The sequence below is a fragment of the Roseivivax sp. CAU 1753 genome (assembly GCF_054482575.1).
In genome coordinates this window covers 108,473-127,724 of record NZ_JBTLRF010000009.1, presented here as the reverse complement: position 1 = coordinate 127,724, position 19,252 = coordinate 108,473, and the positions used below count along the sequence as shown (strand labels likewise).

Genomic DNA, 19,252 nt, shown 5'->3' with positions numbered 1-19,252 from the left:
CCGCGCGACCCATGAAACCGATCCGCCTGTTGTCCGGCATGATGACCGTGGGTTTCTGGACCCTGGCCAGCCGTGTGCTGGGCGTCACGCGCGAGATCGTGATCCTCGCCCTGATCGGCCCCGGACCCGTCCTCGACGCCTTTGTCGCGGCCTTCCGCCTGCCCAACATGTTCCGCCGCTTCTTCGCCGAGGGCGCGTTCAACGCGGCCTTCGTGCCGATGTTCTCAAAGCGCCTCGAGGCCGACGAGGACCCGCTCGGATTTGCCCGCGACGCCTTGTCGGGGCTGGCCGTCGTGCTGCTGGCGCTGACCGCGCTGGCGATGGTCTTCATGCCCGCGCTGGTCTATGCCACCGCGGGCGGGTTCGTGGGCGACGAACGCTTCGATCTGACCGTCGGCTACGGGCGGATCTGCTTTCCCTATGTCTTGCTGATCTCGCTGGCGGCGCTGTTTTCCGGCGCGCTCAACGCGGGCGGGCACTTCGCCGCTGCTGCCGCCGCCCCGGTGTTTCTCAATATCGTCGTCGTCACCGCGATGCTGACGGGCTACTGGCTCGGCGGCGACGTGGCGCTCTGGCTGGTCTGGGCGGTGCCGGTTGCGGGCGTGGCGCAACTGGCGCTCGTCTGGGTCGCGGCGGAACGCTCGGGGCTGCGCGTGCGCCCCGGCCGACCGGTCTGGTCGCCCGAGATGAAGGCCCTCGTGCGGATCGCTTTGCCCGCGGCGCTGGCCGGCGGGGTGATGCAGATCAACCTGCTGGTGGGCCAGCAGGTCGCGTCGCAATTCGACAAGGCGGTGGGCTGGCTCTATGCCGCCGACCGGCTGTACCAGCTGCCCCTGGGCGTCGTCGGCATCGCCGTCGGCATCGTGCTGCTGCCCGACCTGTCGCGCCGCCTGAAGGCGGGCGACGATATCGGCGGGCGCGACGCCTTTTCCCGCGCCAGCGAATATGCGCTGGCCCTGACCATCCCCGCTGCGGTGGCGCTGATCGTCATTCCCCTGCCGCTGGTCTCGGTCCTGTTCGAGCGTGGGCGCACCGGCGCCGACGACACCGCCGCCATTGCCGTGGCGGTGGCGATCTATGGGCTGGGCCTGCCCGCCTTCGTGCTACAAAAGACGCTGCAACCGCTGTTCTTCGCCCGCGAGGACACCCGCGCGCCGTTCCGCTACGCGCTGGTGTCGATGGTGGTGAACGCCGCGCTTGCCATCGGCCTCGCCCCGGTGATCGGCTGGATCGCCCCCGCCATCGCGACCTCGACCGCCGCCTGGAGCATGGTCTGGCTGCTGGGCCGCGGCAGCCGCCGCTTCGGCATCGTGGCGCGGCTCGACGACCGCTGCCGGACGCGGATCTGGCGCATTGTCGTGGCGTCACTGCTGATGGGGGTGACGCTGTGGGGAACACAATTGCTCATCGGGCCGTTTCTTGGCAGGGCAGGATGGCGCTATCTCGCGCTGACAGGGCTGATCGCCGTTGGTATCCTGTCCTACGGCTGGTTCGGACAATTGCTGGGAGCTTTCCGCATGCGCGACTTCATCAGGGCCTTTCGGCGCAAGAGGGGCTGAGCCATGAGCCTCACCCCCCTCATCTCCGCCGCCGAGGCCTACCCGGTGCTCGAACGCATGGTGGCCGAAGCCGAAGACGAGGTGCTGTTGTCGTTTCGCGTGCTCGATCCGGACACCCGGCTGCGCGACCCGGACCTGCGTGCGCGCGGGCTTGAAAACTGGGCCGACCTGATCGCCTGGGTGACGCAGCAGGGCGTGACCGTGCGCCTGATCCTGACCGATTTCGACGCCCTCTTCGCCTCGCCCCTGCACCGCGATGCCTGGGCCGCCGCGTCGCGCTTTGCCGACCGCGCCGAGGGCGACCTGCAACTGCTCTGCGCGCCGCACCCGCAGGAAGTGGGCTGGCTCTGGCGCTCGGTGCTGTGGATGAAGGTGGCCGAAAAGCTGCGCATGCTGCGCGAGGAACCGTCCGAAAAGCTCACGCCCGTCCAGCGCGCGATGCTCAAGCTGCGCCCTTCGCTGCGCCCGGTCTCGATCCACCAGAAATGCGCGGTGGTCGACGGCAAGCGCTGCCTGATCGGCGGGCTCGACGTCAATGAACGCCGCTGGGACGACAACGACCACGACCGCCCCGGCGAAGAAACCTGGCACGATGTCTCGATGGCGATCGACGGCCCCTTCGCGGGCATCCTGCGGTCGCACCTGGTGGAAACCTGGAACGCCGCGCTGGCCGGAAGCGCCGCCGATCTGGGCACCGGCGCGCGCCCGATGACCTCGGGCACCCGCCCTCAGGGCACCTCCGATCTGCGGCTGGTGCGCACCGTCTCCGCGGCCCATCGCAGCCCGTTCGCCTTCGGCCCGCGCACCCAGCACCGCGAACATGAGGACACGTTGATCCGGGCTTTCGGCGCGGCGCAACGGTCGATCTATATCGAGACCCAGTTCCTGCGCCACCGCCCGCTCATCGATGCCCTGATCAAGGCCGCGCGCCGTCAGCCTGACCTCAACCTCGTGGTGCTCCTGCCGGTCGAACCCGAACGTGTGCTCTATGACGGCGACCGCAGCCTGAACGCGCGCCACGCCCATGCGCTGCAAACCCTCGGGCTAAGCGATCTGGCAAAGGCCTATGGCGACCGCGTGGCCTTCGTCACGCCCGCCGTCCGCTGCGTCGCAGGGGATGATTGTTCGGAAAGTCTGCACCGCGCCCAGCCGATCTACGTCCATGCCAAGGTGCTGCTGATCGACGACGATTTTGGTCTTGTCGGGTCCGCCAACCTCAATGGCCGCTCGATGCGCTGGGACACCGAGGCCTCGGTGCTGTTCCGTGACCGCGACACCGTGGCCGAACTGCGCGACCGGCTGGCGGCGAAATGGCTTGGCGACTCGTTGCAGGACCGCGATCCGCGCGACGCGACGCTCTGGCGCGAGACCGCAAAAGCCAATGTCGACCGGGCACCCGACGACCGCGACGGCTTCGTGCTGCCCTACCCGATGGGCCGCGCCCGGCGCTTTTCGAAATACATCCCGCTGTTTCCCGCCGACATGTTCTGACCGGGCGTCTGCACCGCACTGACGACCCCTCTCCCGCGCTGCGCACCGCGTCCGGTCGCATAGGCCCCGATCGCAGGCAGCGGCCACGCCCCGAGATCCAGCCCGTCGCACCCCGCGATGCCCGCTTGGGCCACACCCATCTTCCCCGCGCTGCGTCCGCCGCGCCGCTGCGGCGCCACGTCGAACCAAGGCTTGCGACACCACCCTCGGGCACTCCCCGGGTCTTGAATGCCCGCTCAGAGAACGGTGGCTTTCGCCAGTGACACAAACGTCTGAGTTATGGCACATCCTGCGATGCGGAAAAGTCAGGAACGAGCCCGAAGCGGCGGATGCTGCGGCACAGATCAACGTCCGCTTTGGTATCTTTCAGTTGCCAAGGCTTGAAAGTGCGCGTTTGCTGGCAAAGCTGCGCCACCACTGGGCGATCCTGTGGAATCCTGGTCTCATTTGTGAACTGAGTCTTCATTTCGAATATTTTCAGTTCTTTGGCTTTGAGGGTGGATCAAAGGTCGAGCTTCCGTTCGAAAACCGGAAATCGCAGCAGCATGCACCTTTGGCGAGCGTGCCGGCCCTCTTCCAATTGATGGTCGGGGCAAGCGGCTCGTACCAATAATCGTCGATCCCGCAGAAGATCGGAGCGATATCCAAGCAATCATATTTCCCAAATAGATCGACGTAGAGGCATTTATTGATGTCGAAGGCAATACTAGTGGAGTTGTTTTCGATCCACTCAACTTCAAAGCCAGCCTTCGCGAAGTCCCGTTTGAGGACGCGCGGTGAGATGATCCGGAAGAGCCAAAACGCACCCGGGAGATACTTCAAAACCTTCATGAAGCCCGCTTTCGGTTTTGCATTTCGCATCGCCACCGACTTGACGATACTCAGAGATGCATCACTGGGTAGGCCGATTTCCCGCGCCGAGAGGTGAAACGCGATGGATGGCAATATCACATCCAAATGGATTTTCGCCGCCGCCGGATGTTTTTCAGCTGAGGCGATCTCCAGGTATTTGTCACAAGTCGTGACCCAAATCCGCTCAGCAGTCTGCCGATCGAGCCTTAAAGCAATCGTCCTCTTCCAATTTGGTTGATGCGGTAAGTCAGATCTAAACATGGAGCGTTCCACTCTGCTGCAACTCGATTTGTTTAACATATCACACTGATCTGACGGAGCGGCCATTGCGTGCAATCATTCGAAGGTCGGTTTTTCCCGCACACTGGCCATACCCCCCCCTCACAGAACCTACGCGCCAGAAACGGTGGTTTTCGCCGGCGACACAATCGTCTCCCTACTGACCGGGTCATGCTCGAAGACGGCGGTTCAAGTGCCATGTGCTATAGATACCGGCGAACGCACCCAGGGGTACTTGCGCGCAATGGCCATTCATCGAGACAACTTTCCGAACATCAACGCCGATTTGCTCGTGGCCTATGTCGGCATGGAGACCGACCTCATCTTCACGCGTGGCATCGACCTCCCGGGCTTTGCCTCATACCCTCTCTTGGAAACGGCTGAGGGGCGTAAGCTCCTCGAAGGGTACCTGAGCGACATGATCGCACTCGGCAAGGAAACAGGTACAGGCGTCATCCTTGAAAGCCCGACCTGGGTCGCCAACCGGGACCGAGGCGCGGCAATTGGATATAGCCCCGAAACTCTACAGCAGCGCAACAAACAAGCCATCGCGTTGATGGCCGAGGTGCGCGCGGTCCATGGCGATGTGCCCACAGTCATCAGCGCCAACCTTGGACCGCGCCACGATGCCTACGGGCCCGCAACGCAAATGAGCGCCGACGAAGCAGAACTCTATCATTCCGAGCAGATTTCAACCCTTGCCGAGACCGAGGTTGATGTCGTGAGTGCCTACACCCTCGCCTATCCTTCCGAAGCAACAGGGATTGTGCGGACTGCGCGGCGTTGCAACCTACCGGTCGTGATCTCCTTCACGGTCGAGACAGATGGCAAACTTCCAACCGGCAACACATTGCAAGAGGCCATTTCAGAGGTTGATGCCGCGACTGACAGATATGTATCGTACTTCATGATCAACTGTGCACATCCCGACCATTTCAACGCGGTGCTTGAAGATCGGCCATGGATGCAGCGGGTCAAAGGAATTGTCGCGAACGCGTCACGGTGCAGTCATGCTGAGCTGGATGAAGCCGAAGCGCTTGACGATGGTGACCCTTCCGAACTGGCAAGGCTGCTCTCCGGTATCCGGGGTCGGTTTCCCCACATTCAGGTATTGGGCGGGTGTTGCGGCACCGACATGCGACACATGCGAAAGATCGCGACAGCAGTACGAAAGATGCCAGCCTGACGTCTTTGACAAAGACCTTTCGTCAGAACCCGAGTGTCAAAAACAGCCCCGTTGTCACCAGACACCCCTCTCACCCGAATGCACAAACTTCTCTGCGACATAATCCTTTGGCAACACGCGCTGGATCTTGCCGCATTTCTGGTTGTGCATTCGGATCGCTGACATTCGTTCACTGCGCGACACCGCGGTGACGTCGTCCCCCAACCCCAAGGGCACCCGGCCTATGCCCCGCGTGTCCGCGTCGCTTCCTGCGATTTGCCGCGCCGGGTCGGCGTAAGCCTCAGCGTTCGCGCAACCGCGCCACCAGCCGCCCGAACCCGCCCGGCACCAGCACCACCGACAGCGCGAAACCCGCCACGAAGCCCGTGACTTCCGCGATCCAGTAGGGCCCGCCGCCGAACAGCAGCCCGAACACCAGTTGCAGCCCCAAAAGCACCCCGATCAGCGAAAATGCCCGGATCTGCGCCTCTCCCATCTGCCCGAGCCGCAGCCACAGCAGATAGGTAAACGCCCCGATCAGCCCGTAGATCGACGGAAACGCCCCGTAAAGCGGCACCCGCCCCACGAACAGCCCGAAAACCAGCGCGCCCGCCACCGCCGTCACCACGAAGATCGCCAGCATCCGCACCGGGCCCAGCGCCTCGCCCACGATCTTGCCCAGCGCCAGCATCATGACGCAGGCAAACAGCGCCGAGGTGAAGGTGCCGTGCACGAAGGGATAGGTGAACAGCCGCATGAGGTGCTCGGGCGGGAAACGCCCGGTCTCGACCATCCAGGCCAGGATATCGCCGGAAAAGGCATAGGTCTCGATGCCCTGGATGCGCCAGCCCACAGCGCCCGGCCCGCCGATGATGCCGCGCGCCCCCAGCGAAAACAGCACCTCGACCGCGAACATCACGATCACCAGCGCCGTCGTCACCGGCGGGATCGCATTGAACGGGCTTGCATTGTGATCCGAGCCTTGCATGCGCGGCTCCTCTTCTTGACGCCTGATGGGGCCATCGGTAAGCCACCGCGAACCCAAATGCCAGCAGGGAGGCCCCCGATGTCCAACGCGGCCCAGACCACGACCCAGTTCACGCCGCGCGTCTTTTCGGGCATCCAGCCCTCGGGCGGGCTGACGCTGGGCAATTACCTGGGCGCGCTCAAGCGCTTCGGCGAAATGCAGGGCGACGATTTCCAGACCGTCTACTGCATGGTCGACCTGCACGCGATCACCGTCTGGCAGGACCCCGACAAGCTCAAGCGCGCCACGCGCGAGCTTTGCGCGGGCTTTATCGCGTCCGGCGTCGATCCCGAACGCTCGATCCTGTTCAATCAAAGCCAGGTGCCCGAACACGCCCAGCTTGCCTGGATCTTCAACTGCGTCGCGCGGATGGGATGGATGAAGCGCATGACCCAGTTCAAGGACAAGGCCGGCAAGAACGCCGAAAACGCCTCGCTCGGGCTCTTCGGCTATCCCGCCCTGATGGCCGCCGATATCCTTGTCTATCACGCCACGCACGTACCCGTGGGCGAGGACCAGAAGCAGCACCTCGAGTTGACGCGCGACATCGCCGCCAAGTTCAACCACGACTACGGTGTCGATTTCTTCCCGCTGACCGAACCGGTAATCGAGGGCGCCGCGACGCGCGTGATGTCCCTGCGCGACGGCACCAAGAAGATGTCGAAGTCCGATCCCTCGGACATGAGCCGCATCAACATGACCGACGATGTGGATGCCATCGCGGCCAAGATCCGCAAGGCCCGCACCGACCCCGAACCGCTGCCCTCCGACACCGACGGCCTTGAGGGGCGCGCCGAAGCCCGCAACCTCGTCAACATCTACGCGGCGCTGGCCGACTGCTCGGTCGACGCGGTCCTGGCCGAGGTCGGCGGCAAGCCGTTCTCCGAGTTCAAGCCGCTGCTCGCCGATCTGGCGGTCTCGAAACTGGCCCCGATCTCGACGGAAATGGCCCGGCTGATGCAGGACCCCGCCGAGATCGACGCGATCCTGCACCGCGGATCGGCCCGCGCCCGCGAAATCGCGACCCCGATCCTGAAAAAAACCTACGAAATCGTCGGCATGGTCGGCTGACCGCCCCCGCCCCTCGACATCCCGTGCCCCGGCCCCCGCGCCGGGGCCTCGCCACCCCCCGCGCTGCCCCTCCGCGCGGCACTGCCCGCCACCACCACCCCTTGCTCCTTCCCCGGCAGACACCCCGCAAACCCCGCAGCCCCCAGAAAACCGCGTCCCCGCTTCATCTTTCGAAAAAAACGCGCGGGGGGTGAATTCGGCCCCCGGGCCGAAGAGGGGGGCAAAAAGCCCCCCTGCCAAAAATGCCCCCGGACCGCGCGGGGCCGTTGCCGAACCCGCGCTGCCGCTTATCTTCCCGGGATGACCGACCGTGACACCCGCGCCTTTCCCGTGCCCGCCACCCGCCTCGCCCGCGTCTCGCGCATGGGCCGCTTTGCCGGTGGCGTGCTGGGCCGCGCCGCTCAGGACGGCATGCGCGCCTATGCCAGCGGCCAGCGTCCCGATCTGCACGACCTGATGATGACCCCCGCCAATGCCGCGCGCCTCGCCGAGGAGCTGTCGCGCATGCGCGGCGCGGCAATGAAGCTCGGCCAGCTCATCTCGATGGAGGCGGGCGAGGTCCTGCCGCCCGCCCTCGCCGATATCCTGGCGCGCCTGCGTTCCGACGCCCACAGCATGCCGCCCGCCCAGCTCAAGACCGTGCTGGCCGACAACTGGGGCGCGGATTTCCTCAGACGGTTCCGCAAGTTCGACGTTCGCCCCATCGCCGCGGCCTCGATCGGGCAGGTCCACCGCGCCACCACGAAGGACGGGCGCGATCTGGCGATCAAGGTGCAATATCCCGGTATCCGCGCCGCCATCGACAGCGACATCCGCAACCTCGGCGGGCTGTTGCGCTGGTCCGGCCTGCTGCCGCCGGGCCTCGACCTTGCCCCCCTGCTCGAAGAGGCCCGGCTGCAGCTCCATCAAGAGGCCGACTACCCGCGCGAGGCGGCGTCCCTGCAGCGCTTCGGCGCGCTCCTGTCCGACGATCCCGGCTTCATCGTGCCGGGGGTCGCGCCCGATCTCACCACTGGCGACATCCTTGCCATGGACTACATCGACAGCGTGCCCATAGAATCCCTCGCCACCGCGCCGCAGGGCACCCGCAACCGCGTCGCCGAACGTCTCATCGCGCTGACCTTGCGCGAATTGTTCGACTTTGCCGCCATGCAGACCGATCCCAACTTCGCCAATTTCCGCTACCAGACCGACACCGACCGCATCGTTCTGCTGGATTTCGGCGCGGTGCGCGATTTCACGCCGGACCGGGTCGCGATCTTCCGCGACCTGATGCGCGCCGCTTTGTCGGGCGACCGGGGCGCGATGCGCGATGCCGCCATCGCCACCGGCTACCTGCGCCCCGACACCGCGCCGCACCACACCGCCCAGGTGCTCGACATGATCGAGATCGCCGCAGCCCCCCTGCGCGATGCGGCCCCCTTCGACTTCCGCACCGCCCGCCTCGCCGCGCGCTTTGCCGAGGCCGGGCAGCGCTTTGCCGCGGACCGCGATTTCGCCGTGATCCCGCCGGTGGACGCGTTGTTCCTGCAACGCAAGGCGGCCGGGCTCTACCTGCTCTGCGCGCGGCTCGATGCCAAGGTCCCGCTGCGCCCGCTGCTCGCCCGCCACGCCTGACCGCCACGCCTGACCGCCACGCCTGACCGCCACGCCTGACCGCACCGCCTGACCGCACCGCCTGACGACATCGCACCGCGCATCCCGCATCGCGCCCCGCCCGGTCCTCCCGGCTCTGGTCTTCCGTCCGTCCCGGCGTTAGGGCAGACCGCATCACAGCTTGCACGACACGAGGGACAGCGCCATGGCAGTCGGCCGCAATATCCGCACCTATTTCGAAGGCGCCTGGTACGAAGGCGACATGCCCGTCATCAAGGCCGCGGATCACGCCGCATGGCTCGGCTCCACGGTGTTCGACGGCGCGCGTTTCGTCGACGGCATGGCCCCCGACCTCGACCTGCACTGCGCCCGGCTGAACAAGTCCGCCGAGGCGCTGATGATCACGCCGACCTATTCCGACGCCCGGATCCTCGAGATCGCGCGCGAAGGCCTCGCCGCCTATCCGCGCGACGCGCAGGTCTATATCCGCCCGATGTACTGGTCGATCGACAGCGAACCCTCGGCCATCCTCGCCCGCGAAGGCCATACCGGCTTCAGCGTCTGCCTCGAGGAATTTCCCATGCTCGCGCCCGACACCTCGGTCACCCTGGGCCGCACCCGGTTCCGCCGCCCGGTGCTTGAAGACAACGTCGTCAACGCCAAGGCCGGATGCCTCTATCCCAACAATTCGCGCATGCTGGCCGAGGTCAACGCCCGCGGCTTCGGCAATGCGCTGGTGGCCGACGCCATGGGCAACGTCGCCGAAACCGCCACCTCGAACGTCTTCATGGCCCGCGACGGCGTGGTCTTCACACCGATCCCCAACGGCACCTTCCTTGCGGGCATCACCCGTGCGCGCCACATCGCCAACCTGCGCGCCGACGGTGTCGAGGTGGTCGAGACCGTGCTGACCTTCGCCGACTTCATAGCCGCCGACGAGGTCTTCCTGACCGGCAACCTCAACAAGGTCACGCCCGTGACCGCCTTCGAAGACACCACCTACCCGGTCGGCCCCCTGACCCTCCGCGCCCGCACGCTGTACTGGGATTGGGCCGCCTCGCGCGCCTGAGCTTGCCCCGGACCATGGCCGCTGCCATGATCGCCGCCGGATAGGAGGCCTTCATGCGCAAGTTTCTCGTCGTGCTCGACGACAGCCGGGAATGTCTGAACGCCATGCGGTTCGCCGCCATGCGCGCGGCCAATACCGGCGGCGGCGTCACCATCCTGTCGGTGATCCCGCCGGATGATTTCAACCACTGGATCGGCGTCGGCGACATCATGCGCGACGAGGCGCGCGAACGCATAGAGGCCCATTTCGAGGTGTTCGCGAAATGGATGCGCGACCGGCTCGGGGTCGAACCCGAACTGGTCATCCGCGAAGGCGAACCGGTGGCCGAGATCATCCTGCAGGTCCAGGAAGACAAGGAAATCGGCGTGCTGGTGCTGGGCGCGGGCACCGACAAGAAGGGCCCCGGCCCGCTGGTGACGCAACTGACCAAGGCGTCGGGGTCCCTGCCGGTGCCGATCACCATCGTGCCCGGCGACCTGTCGAAGGACGAGCTGCAAAAGATCACCTGACGGGGACCGCAGATCACCGGACACGGCGCGCCCGGGCCACGCCGCGCCCCGGCCAGCGATGCCGGGCGGCTCAGCCCTCCGCGTCGTTCGCGCCGCCGCCGCCACCGCGCAGGGGCAACGGTTCCTTGAACGTCAGCGTCCGATAGGGGAACGGGATCTCGATCCCGGCGTCGTCCAGCGCCCGCTTGACCCGCGCGACAACCTGATCGCGCGATCTGCGCACCTCGACCGGGGTCGAGCCGACCCACCATGTCACCTCGAAGTTGATCGACGAACTGGCGAATTCCTGCGCGAAGATCTCGATCGGCTTGTCGTCCTGCCTGACCGTGTCGCACGACGCCACCGCATCGCGGATCACCTCGCGCGCCGCGTCCACGTCGACGTCATAGGCCACGCCGCAGATCACCGTGATGCGCCGCACCGCCTGATCCGTGCGCACGATCACCGGGTTCTTGAACAGGATCGAATTGGGCACGATGACCAGCTGACCGTCGGTCTGGCGGATATGGCTCTCGCGAATCGCGATCTGCTCGACCTTGCCTTCGAGATCCTGACATTCGATGAAATCGCCGATCCGCATTTCCCGACGGAACAGGATGATGATCCCGGCAAGGAAATTCTCGAACACGTCCTTGAAGGCAAAACCGATGGCCACCGACCCGATCCCGAGCCCGGCAAGGATGCTCGCCGGGGTCAGCCCCGGAAACACCACCACAGCCGCGATCATGATGCCGATGGCCCAGACGAAGATCGACAGAAGCAGGGAAAACAGCTCTTTCAGGCTTTGTCGCAGTTGCGTCCTGCCGAGGACGCGGCCCAGCAGCGCCTTGGCCAGTTTGCCCAGTAGTCCGGTCAGGACCAGAACGACGATCGCAACAATCAGCTGCGGCAAAAGCTCGATCGACGCGCGCGCGATCTCGCGCAGTTGACCGACCAGAATCTTGACAGGCTCCAAGGCATTCTCCTTCACATTCACACCAAACGCATCGACACGCGAATTTGTTCATATTTGCACCGATCGCCGTCGCGGCGGTGCAATTCCGCGAAAAAGCGCGCCTGTCGGCCGGCCCCGTCCCGCCCTTCCTCCGACACCGACACCGACACCACGTCCATGGTTGGCCCGGACCGGTGCCAAACCTTGACCCGGCGGTCCGCTCTGCGCATATACAATACTCATCCGAAAGGAGCCGACGAGATGTTCATCCAGACCGAATCGACCCCCAACCCCGCGACGCTGAAGTTCCTGCCGGGACAAAGCGTGCTGGAAACCGGGACCGCCGATTTCCCCACGCCCGAAGGCGCGGGCGACAGCCCGCTCGCGACCCGCCTCTTCGAGGTCGAGGGCGTCAAGGGCGTGTTCTTCGGCAACGATTTCGTCACCGTCACCAAGGCCGACGCGACCGACTGGGACCACGTCAAGCCCGCCATCCTCGGCGCCATCATGGAGCATTTCCAGTCCGGTCAGCCGGTCATGAAGGACGATGTGGCGCAGGCCGGGTCGGGCCATGCGGAACATACGGGCGAGGACGGCGAGATCGTGATCCAGATCAAGGAGTTGCTCGATACGCGCGTACGCCCGGCCGTGGCGCAGGATGGCGGCGACATCACCTTCCACGGGTTCGAGCGCGGCGTCGTCTACCTGCATATGCAGGGGGCCTGCGCGGGCTGCCCGTCGTCGACGCTGACGCTGAAGATGGGCATCGAGAACCTGCTGCGCCACTATATTCCCGAAGTGACAGAGGTGCGCCCGGTCGGTGTCTGACGCGCTGGTCCTCGGGTTCGACACATCGGCCGCGCATTGCGCGGCCGCTTTGCTGTCGGGCGACCGCGTGCTCGGGCTGCGCGCCGAGACGATGGCGCGCGGTCAGGCCGAACGGCTGTTTCCGCTGCTCGAAGCCCTGCTGACCGAGGCCGGGCTGCACTGGGCTCAGCTTGCGCGGATCGGCGTCGGCGTCGGCCCGGGCAACTTCACCGGCATCCGCATCTCGGTTTCCGCCGCGCGCGGGCTGGCGCTGGCGCTGGACATCCCGGCCATCGGGGTCAGCACCTTTGCCGCCACCGACGCGGCCCCCGGCACGCTGGCCGCGGTACGTGCGCCCCGCGACCAGGTCTATGTGGGCTGGCCCGACCGCGCGCCCGAGCTGCTCCCCGAGGCGCAGCTGGACCGCCCGCTGAGCTTTCCGCCCGCGCCCGCGACGCTGGCCGCCAATATCGCCCGCGTGGCCGCCCGCGCTGCACCGGGCGCCGCCCCGGTGCCTCTGTATATCCGTCCCGCCGATGCCGCGCCGTCCCGCGACCGCGGCCCGGTAATCCTGCCCGCGCACCGGTGAGGCGGCCATGACACCCGAGGCCGCCGCCCAGGTCCTGCAGGCCGCCTACCGCCACCAGCGGCCCTGGCGCGCCGATGAGATCGCCGCGACCCTGGCCACCCCCGGCGCGCAGCTTTTCGGCCGGCAGGATGCCGTCCTCATCGCCCGGATCCTTGCGGGCGAGGCCGAGATCCTGGCGCTTGCCACAGCTCCCGCCGCCCAGCGCGCGGGCCACGCCGCCGCGCTGCTGGCCGCGTTCCACGCCGCCGCCCGCGCCGGGCAGGCCGACACCGCCTTTCTGGACGTCGCCGCCGCCAATACCGCCGCCCGCGCCTTCTACGCCCGCGCCGGCTACCGCGACGCGGGCCGCCGCCCGCGCTACTACCGCCTGCCCGACGGCACCCGCGACGACGCCATCGTGATGACCCGCGCCCTGCCCGCCGATGGCGGCTGACGTCGCGCCCAAGTCCCCGCCCGCCCTTGAAAAACGGTTGACGCCCGCTTTCCCCTTCGGCCTACTTGGCGCGATCTCAAGGATCCAATCGGCGCGGGGCCCGACTGTCGGGGACAACCGCATCGTCACACAGCTGGGAGACCACACATGACCATGACCAAAATCCTTCTCGGCGGTGCCGCGGCACTGGCCCTGTCCGCAGGGGCCGCCCTCGCCGATCCGGCGCTGATCTACGACCTCGGCGGCAAGTTCGACAAATCCTTCAACGAGGCCGCCTATACCGGTGCGCAGCGCTGGGCCGAAGAGACCGGCAAGACCTTCCGCGACATCGAGCTGCAGTCCGAAGCCCAGCGCGAACAGGCCCTGCGCCGCTTCGCCGAGGCCGGGTTCAACCCGATCATCACCACCGGCTTCGCCATCGCGGGCCAGGTCGAGACCGTCGCCAAGGACTACCCCGACGTCAAGTTCGTGAACATCGACGGCTTTTTGCCCGAGGTCCCGGACAACGTGCTGATGATCAACTTCCAGGAACACCAGGGCTCCTACCTGGTCGGCATGCTGGCGGCCATGGCCTCGGATTCGGGCACCATCGGCTTTGTCGGCGGCATGGACATCCCGCTGATCCGCCACTTCGGCTGCGGCTATGCCCAGGGTGCCAAATCGGTCAATCCCGACATCAAGATCATCGCCAACATGACCGGCACGACGCCGACCGCGTGGAACGACCCGGTCAAGGGCTCCGAACTGACGCTGGCCCAGATCAGCCAGGGCGCCGACGTGATCTATGCAGCCGCGGGCGGCACCGGCGTGGGCGTGCTGCAGACCGCCGCCGACGAAGGCATCTACTCCATCGGCGTCGACAGCAACCAGAACTACCTGCACCCCGGCTCGGTGTTGACCTCCATGCTCAAGCGCGTCGACGTGGCGGTCTATGACGCCATGACCATGGGCGAGGCGCTGGAAACCGGCAAGTACATGACCCTGGGCCTCGCCGAGGAAGGCGTCGGCTACGCGGTGGACGAAAACAACGAGTCGCTGATCACCGACGAGATGCGCACCGCCGTCGAAGAGGCCCGCAGCGCGATCATCGACGGTTCGCTGACGGTCGCGAGCTATTACGAAAACGACAGCTGCCCCGCGCTCGACTTCTAGGCCGCTGACGCCTGTCCTTCGGGGGGGCGCGCCGCATGCGCGCGGCCTCCCACTTCCGCAGGAGACGAGATTTGCGCTGGCTTGTTGCCCCGATCATTCTGGCATTGGCATCGCCCCTGATGGCTGAAACGCTGACCTTCGAGTCCGATGCGCAGGTCATCATTGTGCGTGGCAAGGACAACAGCATCGGTGCGGCTTTTGAATTCATCGGCGCACCCGGTGCCTATTCCCAATGCATTGCGCTCGACGGATCGGACCGACCCGTTGCGACGACCACCGCCATGTCCGACATGGGGGAAATGCTGTTCGACGCCATCACCGCCGCCGAAATCGCATCGGTCAAATGCCGGAAAATCATGTGAGCCCGAAATGACCGACCAAGCCCCCGCGATCGAGCTGAAAGGCATCTCCAAAGCGTTCGGGCCGGTGCAGGCCAACAAGGATATCTCGATCCGGGTGATGCCCGGCACCATCCACGGCATCATCGGCGAAAACGGCGCGGGCAAGTCGACCCTGATGTCGATCCTCTACGGCTTCTACAAGGCCGACGCGGGCGAGATCTTCATTTCCGGCAAGAAGACCGAAATCCCCGACAGCCAGGCCGCCATTTCCGCGGGCATCGGCATGGTGTTCCAGCATTTCAAGCTGGTGCAGAATTTCACCGTCCTCGAAAACGTCATCCTCGGGGCCGAGGATGGCCGCCTGCTGCGCCCCTCGCTGGGCAAGGCGCGCGAGGCGCTCAAGCGGCTGTCAGACGAATACGGCCTGACCGTCAACCCCGACGCCCCGGTCGAGACGCTTTCGGTCGGCCACCAGCAGCGGGTCGAGATCCTCAAGGCGCTCTACCGGCAGGCCGACATCCTGATCCTCGACGAGCCCACGGGCGTGCTGACCCCCGCCGAGGCCGACCATTTGTTCCGCATCCTCGACAACCTGCGCGCCGAGGGCAAGACCATCATCATGATCACCCACAAGCTGCGCGAGATCATGGAGATCACCGACACCGTGTCGGTCATGCGGCGCGGCAAGATGACCGCGACCGTCAAGACCGCCGAAACCAGCCCCCAGGAACTGGCCGAACTGATGGTGGGCCGCAAGGTCCTGCTGCGGGTCGACAAGACCCCGGCCAAACCGGGTGCCACCGTGCTGTCGGTCAAGGACCTGCGCCATGTGGACGCGGACGGCGTCGAACGGCTGCGCGGCATCTCCTTCGATCTGCGCGCGGGCGAGATCCTCGGCGTGGCGGGGGTCGCCGGGAACGGCCAGTCCGAACTTCTCGAGGTGCTGGGCGGCTATCGCACCGCCACCGGCGAGGTGCGCCTCAACGGCCAGCCGCTGCCGCTGACCGGGCGTCGATCGAACGGCGGCGCGCGCCGCGCGGCGGGCATCGGTCATGTCCCCGAGGACCGCCAGCGCGAGGGCCTGATCATGCCCTTCACCGCCTGGGAAAACATGATCTTCGGCTATCACCGCGACCCCGCGATCCAGTCCGGCATGCTGATGAACAATGCCGCCATCAAGACCGAGGCGGCGGACAAGATGGACCGCTTCGACGTGCGCCCGCCGAACCCCAATCTCAAGGCCTCGAGCTTTTCGGGCGGCAACCAGCAGAAGATCGTCCTCGCCCGCGAGATCGAGCGCAACCCCGACGTGCTGCTGATCGGCCAGCCCACCCGCGGCGTCGATATCGGCGCCATCGAATTCATCCATCAGGGCATCATCCGGCTGCGCGACCAGGGCAAGGCGATCCTCCTGGTGTCGGTCGAACTGGACGAGATCTTCGCGCTGTCGGACCGCATCGCGGTGATGTTCGACGGGCACCTGATGGGCGAACGCGACCCCGCGGAAACCGACCAGCGCGAACTCGGCCTCCTGATGGCGGGCGTCACCGAGCACCCGGGCGGCGACGACATCGCGGCAATCGATGCCAGCCTGAAAGCCAAGGAAAAGCGGAAAGCGTCCGGAAATGGATAGAATGCCCGCCTGGGCCGATGCGGTCCTCGTCCCCCTGATCTCGCTGCTGCTGGCGGCGCTGCTGTCGGCGCTGGTAATCCTGGCCATCGGCGAAAACCCCATCGACGCCTTCAACCTCATGGTCGACGGCGCGCTGATGCGGTCCTCGGGCTGGGGCTACACGCTCTATTACGCCACCAACTTCATCTTTACCGGGCTTGCGGTGTCGGTCGCCTTCCATGCCAAGCTGTTCAATATCGGCGGCGAGGGGCAGGCCACCGTCGGCGGCCTCGGCGTGGCGCTGATCTGCCTCTACATCCCCTGGCCGCACTGGTCGCTGGCGCTGGTCGGCGCGGCGCTGGGGGCGGCGGCCTTCGGCGCGCTCTGGGCGCTGATCCCGGCCTATCTCCAGGCCCGGCGCGGCAGCCATATCGTGATCACCACAATCATGTTCAACTTCATCGCGGCGGCCTTCCTGAACTACGTGCTGGTGAACGTTCTCAAGCCCAAGGGCCAGATGGACCCGGCTTCTCCGGCGTTCCCGCCCGCCACCCACCTGCCGACCTTCCAGGACATGTTCGCGACCGATGCCATGCCGCTGTTCCGCGGTGCGCCGGGCAACGTCACCTTCTTCGTCGCCGTCGCCGCCTGTCTCGCGGTCTGGCTGCTGATCTGGCGCACCCGCCTCGGCTACGAGATCCGCGCCCTCGGCCATTCCGAAAGCGCCGCGCGCTATGCCGGTATCTCTCCGGTAAAGATCGTCGTCGTGGCGATGCTGATCTCGGGCGGGCTGGCGGGCATGATGGCGCTCAACACCGCCATGGGCGAGGCCGAGCGCCTGGTGATGAACGCCACCGAGGGCGCGGGCTTCATCGGCATCGCCGTGGCGCTGATGGGCCGCAACCACCCCGTCGGCGTCTTCCTCGCCGCCATCCTCTTCGGCTTTCTCTACCAGGGCGGGGCGGAGCTGGCGCTCTGGACAAACATCCCGCGCGAGTTGATCGTGGTGATCCAGGCCCTGGTGATCCTGTTTACCGGCGCGCTCGACAACATGGTGCGCGTGCCGCTCGAAAAACTGTTCCAGGCCTTCGCCAGGAAGGAGCCGCGCTGATGGATTTCGCCACCCTCCTGCAGGTGCTCGACTCGACCGTGCGCCTGGCCACGCCGCTGCTGCTGGCCTGCCTCGCGGGGCTCTTTTCCGAACGCTCGGGCGTGATCGACATCGGCCTCGAAGGCAAGATGCTGATCGCGGCCTTCTTCTCGGCGGCCATCGCGGCCACCACCGGGTCGGTCTGGATGGGGCTCGGCGCGGGCATCGCCTCCTCGATGCTGCTTTCGGGGCTGCACGGGCTGGCCTCCATCACCTTCCGCGGCAACCAGCTGATCTCGGGCGTGGCGCTCAACTTCCTCGCCTCCGGTCTGACCGTGCTGATCGCCCAGGACTGGTTCAGCCAGGGCGGGCGCACGCCGTCGCTGATGGGCGGCGGACGATGGGAGGCGATCACCCTGCCCTTCGCCGCGGCGCTGCGCGATGTGCCGATCCTCGGCCCGATCTATTACCAGCTGATCTCGGGCCACTCGATCCTCGTCTACGTGGCGTTCCTCTGTGTGCCCGCGACCTGGTGGATCCTGTTCCGCACCCGCTTCGGCCTGCGCCTGCGCGCGGTCGGCGAAGCCCCCGAGGCGGTCGACACCGCCGGCGTCTCCGTCGTCGGGCTGCGCTACGCGGCGATCGGCATCTGCGGGCTGCTCTGCGGCCTCGCGGGCTCCTATCTCGCCACCGGACTGCAGGCGGGCTTCGTCAAGGAAATGACCGCCGGGCGCGGCTATATCGCGCTCGCCGCCCTGATCTTCGCCAAGTGGCGGCCCTGGTATGCGCTGATTGCCTGCCTGCTCTTCGGCCTGCTGCAGGCGATTGCGCTGCGCTACCAGAACATCGACCTCGGCGGCATCACCATCCCGGTGCAGGTCATGGACGCATTGCCCTATATCCTGACCGTGGTGATCCTCGCGGGCTTCGTCGGTCGCGCCATCCCGCCCCGCGCGGGCGGCGAGCCCTATGTCAAGGAACGCTGAGCCCCGCCCCTGTCCACGCCCACCGGCCCGGTCTCCGGCAATACCCTCCGCATCCGCCTCCGGGCCAACCTCACCAGGCCTTCACCCCGGGGGCATTCCCACTCACCCGACCCGCCCCCCCCGGGCCAACTTCAGCCCTTAGCCCGGGCCATTCCAACTCAACCTGACCCGCCCTCGCGCCAACTTCACCTATCCCGACCCCGGCCGCCCCGTCCTGACCCGCCCCCGGCCACTCCCGCCTGGCCCGACCTCGACCATCCTGACCTAGCCTGCCCTCGACCACCCCGTCCCGACCCGCATCCCCTGACCCTACCGGCGGCACCATGCCCTCGATCTGCGCGCGATTTTGTCCCTCACAGGCACAGCCACGCCCGCCTCAGCGCGCGCACGCACGCCAAAAGCCCCCGCTGCATGTGCAAACCGCTGTCGGGCCCGGCACGACCGACGCGCAGATCTCCTCCGCCCCCAGCCCAGATCCCCCACACCTTTCCATTTCCCAAATACGCAAACCCCACGCCCCCACACCGCCCGACCTCTCCGTACCCTGCGCACCCTTCACCACCCGCGCACCGCCACCCTCTCCCCAAGCACCAATCCCCCGCCTTTCCATTTCCCAAATACGCAAAACCCGGCGCGGGCAGGCCCCGGCCTGCCTGCAACATGACCAGCGTGCGGGCCAATGGCCCGCAC

At 66.5% G+C, this 19,252-nt stretch carries 18 protein-coding genes; 15 read left to right on the top strand and 3 right to left on the bottom strand.

Annotation, left to right across the window (positions count from 1 at the left end; translation table 11 throughout):
* Positions 1-11 precede the first annotated feature (11 nt).
* Entirely contained in the window at positions 12-1,559 is a 1,548-nt protein-coding gene (murJ, locus tag ACXYMN_RS16710; protein ID WP_459014798.1) for a murein biosynthesis integral membrane protein MurJ, read from the top strand.
* Positions 1,560-1,562: 3 nt separating this feature from the next.
* The gene (locus tag ACXYMN_RS16705; protein WP_459014797.1) at positions 1,563-3,050 is read left to right on the top strand and encodes a phospholipase D family protein; all 1,488 of its coding nucleotides are present in this window, start codon (positions 1,563-1,565) and stop codon (positions 3,048-3,050) included.
* A 477-nt stretch (positions 3,051-3,527) separates the two neighbouring features.
* Here the strand turns inward: ACXYMN_RS16705 and ACXYMN_RS16700 are convergent, their stop codons facing one another.
* Positions 3,528-4,163 (bottom strand): L-2-amino-thiazoline-4-carboxylic acid hydrolase, encoded by a 636-nt coding sequence (locus ACXYMN_RS16700; protein ID WP_459014796.1) that lies wholly within the window; start codon positions 4,161-4,163, stop codon positions 3,528-3,530.
* 262 nt (positions 4,164-4,425) lie between these two features.
* On the opposite strand from ACXYMN_RS16700, the gene ACXYMN_RS16695 reads away from it, so the two are divergent.
* Positions 4,426-5,367: a homocysteine S-methyltransferase family protein gene (locus tag ACXYMN_RS16695; protein WP_459014795.1), complete on the top strand. Its 942-nt coding sequence runs from the start codon at positions 4,426-4,428 to the stop codon at positions 5,365-5,367.
* 280 nt (positions 5,368-5,647) lie between these two features.
* On the opposite strand, the gene ACXYMN_RS16690 is transcribed toward ACXYMN_RS16695, so the two are convergent.
* Positions 5,648-6,334, bottom strand: coding sequence for a rhomboid family intramembrane serine protease (locus tag ACXYMN_RS16690; protein ID WP_459014794.1), 687 nt, complete (start codon positions 6,332-6,334; stop codon positions 5,648-5,650).
* Positions 6,335-6,412: 78 nt separating this feature from the next.
* On the opposite strand from ACXYMN_RS16690, the gene trpS reads away from it, so the two are divergent.
* The 4 genes from trpS to ACXYMN_RS16670 all read left to right on the top strand — a co-directional run bounded on the left by trpS (position 6,413) and on the right by ACXYMN_RS16670 (position 10,618).
* Entirely contained in the window at positions 6,413-7,444 is a 1,032-nt protein-coding gene (trpS, locus tag ACXYMN_RS16685; RefSeq protein WP_459014793.1) for a tryptophan--tRNA ligase, read from the top strand.
* Between the two features lie 300 nt (positions 7,445-7,744).
* On the top strand, positions 7,745-9,061 hold the full coding sequence (locus tag ACXYMN_RS16680; RefSeq protein WP_459014792.1) for an ABC1 kinase family protein: 1,317 nt from the start codon (positions 7,745-7,747) through the stop codon (positions 9,059-9,061).
* A 184-nt stretch (positions 9,062-9,245) separates the two neighbouring features.
* Positions 9,246-10,109: a branched-chain amino acid aminotransferase gene (locus tag ACXYMN_RS16675; protein ID WP_459014791.1), complete on the top strand. Its 864-nt coding sequence runs from the start codon at positions 9,246-9,248 to the stop codon at positions 10,107-10,109.
* Positions 10,110-10,162: 53 nt separating this feature from the next.
* Positions 10,163-10,618 carry a universal stress protein gene (locus tag ACXYMN_RS16670; RefSeq protein ID WP_459014790.1) on the top strand — a complete coding sequence of 152 codons (456 nt, stop codon included), beginning with the start codon at positions 10,163-10,165 and terminating at the stop codon, positions 10,616-10,618.
* A 70-nt stretch (positions 10,619-10,688) separates the two neighbouring features.
* On the opposite strand, the gene ACXYMN_RS16665 is transcribed toward ACXYMN_RS16670, so the two are convergent.
* Positions 10,689-11,573, bottom strand: a complete 885-nt coding sequence (locus tag ACXYMN_RS16665) for a mechanosensitive ion channel family protein (RefSeq protein WP_459014789.1) — start codon at positions 11,571-11,573, stop codon at positions 10,689-10,691.
* Positions 11,574-11,813: 240 nt separating this feature from the next.
* Between ACXYMN_RS16665 and ACXYMN_RS16660 the strand changes: the two genes are divergently transcribed.
* From ACXYMN_RS16660 to ACXYMN_RS16625, 8 genes are all read left to right on the top strand, one after another.
* A complete protein-coding gene (locus ACXYMN_RS16660) occupies positions 11,814-12,380 on the top strand; it encodes a NifU family protein (RefSeq protein WP_459014788.1) in 567 nt (188 codons plus the stop codon).
* Positions 12,373-12,948 (top strand): tRNA (adenosine(37)-N6)-threonylcarbamoyltransferase complex dimerization subunit type 1 TsaB, encoded by a 576-nt coding sequence (gene tsaB / locus ACXYMN_RS16655; RefSeq protein ID WP_459014787.1) that lies wholly within the window; start codon positions 12,373-12,375, stop codon positions 12,946-12,948. Before ACXYMN_RS16660 ends, tsaB begins: the two co-directional genes overlap by 8 nt.
* 7 nt (positions 12,949-12,955) lie before the next feature.
* The gene (locus ACXYMN_RS16650; protein ID WP_459014786.1) at positions 12,956-13,381 is read left to right on the top strand and encodes a GNAT family N-acetyltransferase; all 426 of its coding nucleotides are present in this window, start codon (positions 12,956-12,958) and stop codon (positions 13,379-13,381) included.
* A gap of 147 nt (positions 13,382-13,528) precedes the next feature.
* Complete coding sequence (locus tag ACXYMN_RS16645) at positions 13,529-14,533, top strand: BMP family lipoprotein (protein WP_459014785.1); 1,005 nt, start codon at positions 13,529-13,531, stop codon at positions 14,531-14,533.
* Positions 14,534-14,604: 71 nt separating this feature from the next.
* Positions 14,605-14,895, top strand: coding sequence for a hypothetical protein (locus ACXYMN_RS16640; RefSeq protein WP_459014784.1), 291 nt, complete (start codon positions 14,605-14,607; stop codon positions 14,893-14,895).
* 7 nt (positions 14,896-14,902) lie between these two features.
* A complete protein-coding gene (locus ACXYMN_RS16635; RefSeq protein ID WP_459014783.1) occupies positions 14,903-16,507 on the top strand; it encodes an ABC transporter ATP-binding protein in 1,605 nt (534 codons plus the stop codon).
* Positions 16,500-17,597 carry an ABC transporter permease gene (locus ACXYMN_RS16630; RefSeq protein WP_459014782.1) on the top strand — a complete coding sequence of 366 codons (1,098 nt, stop codon included), beginning with the start codon at positions 16,500-16,502 and terminating at the stop codon, positions 17,595-17,597. Before ACXYMN_RS16635 ends, ACXYMN_RS16630 begins: the two co-directional genes overlap by 8 nt.
* The gene (locus ACXYMN_RS16625) at positions 17,597-18,562 is read left to right on the top strand and encodes an ABC transporter permease (protein ID WP_459014781.1); all 966 of its coding nucleotides are present in this window, start codon (positions 17,597-17,599) and stop codon (positions 18,560-18,562) included. The genes ACXYMN_RS16630 and ACXYMN_RS16625 overlap by 1 nt, the downstream gene beginning before the upstream one ends.
* The last annotated feature ends 690 nt before the right edge of the window (positions 18,563-19,252 follow it).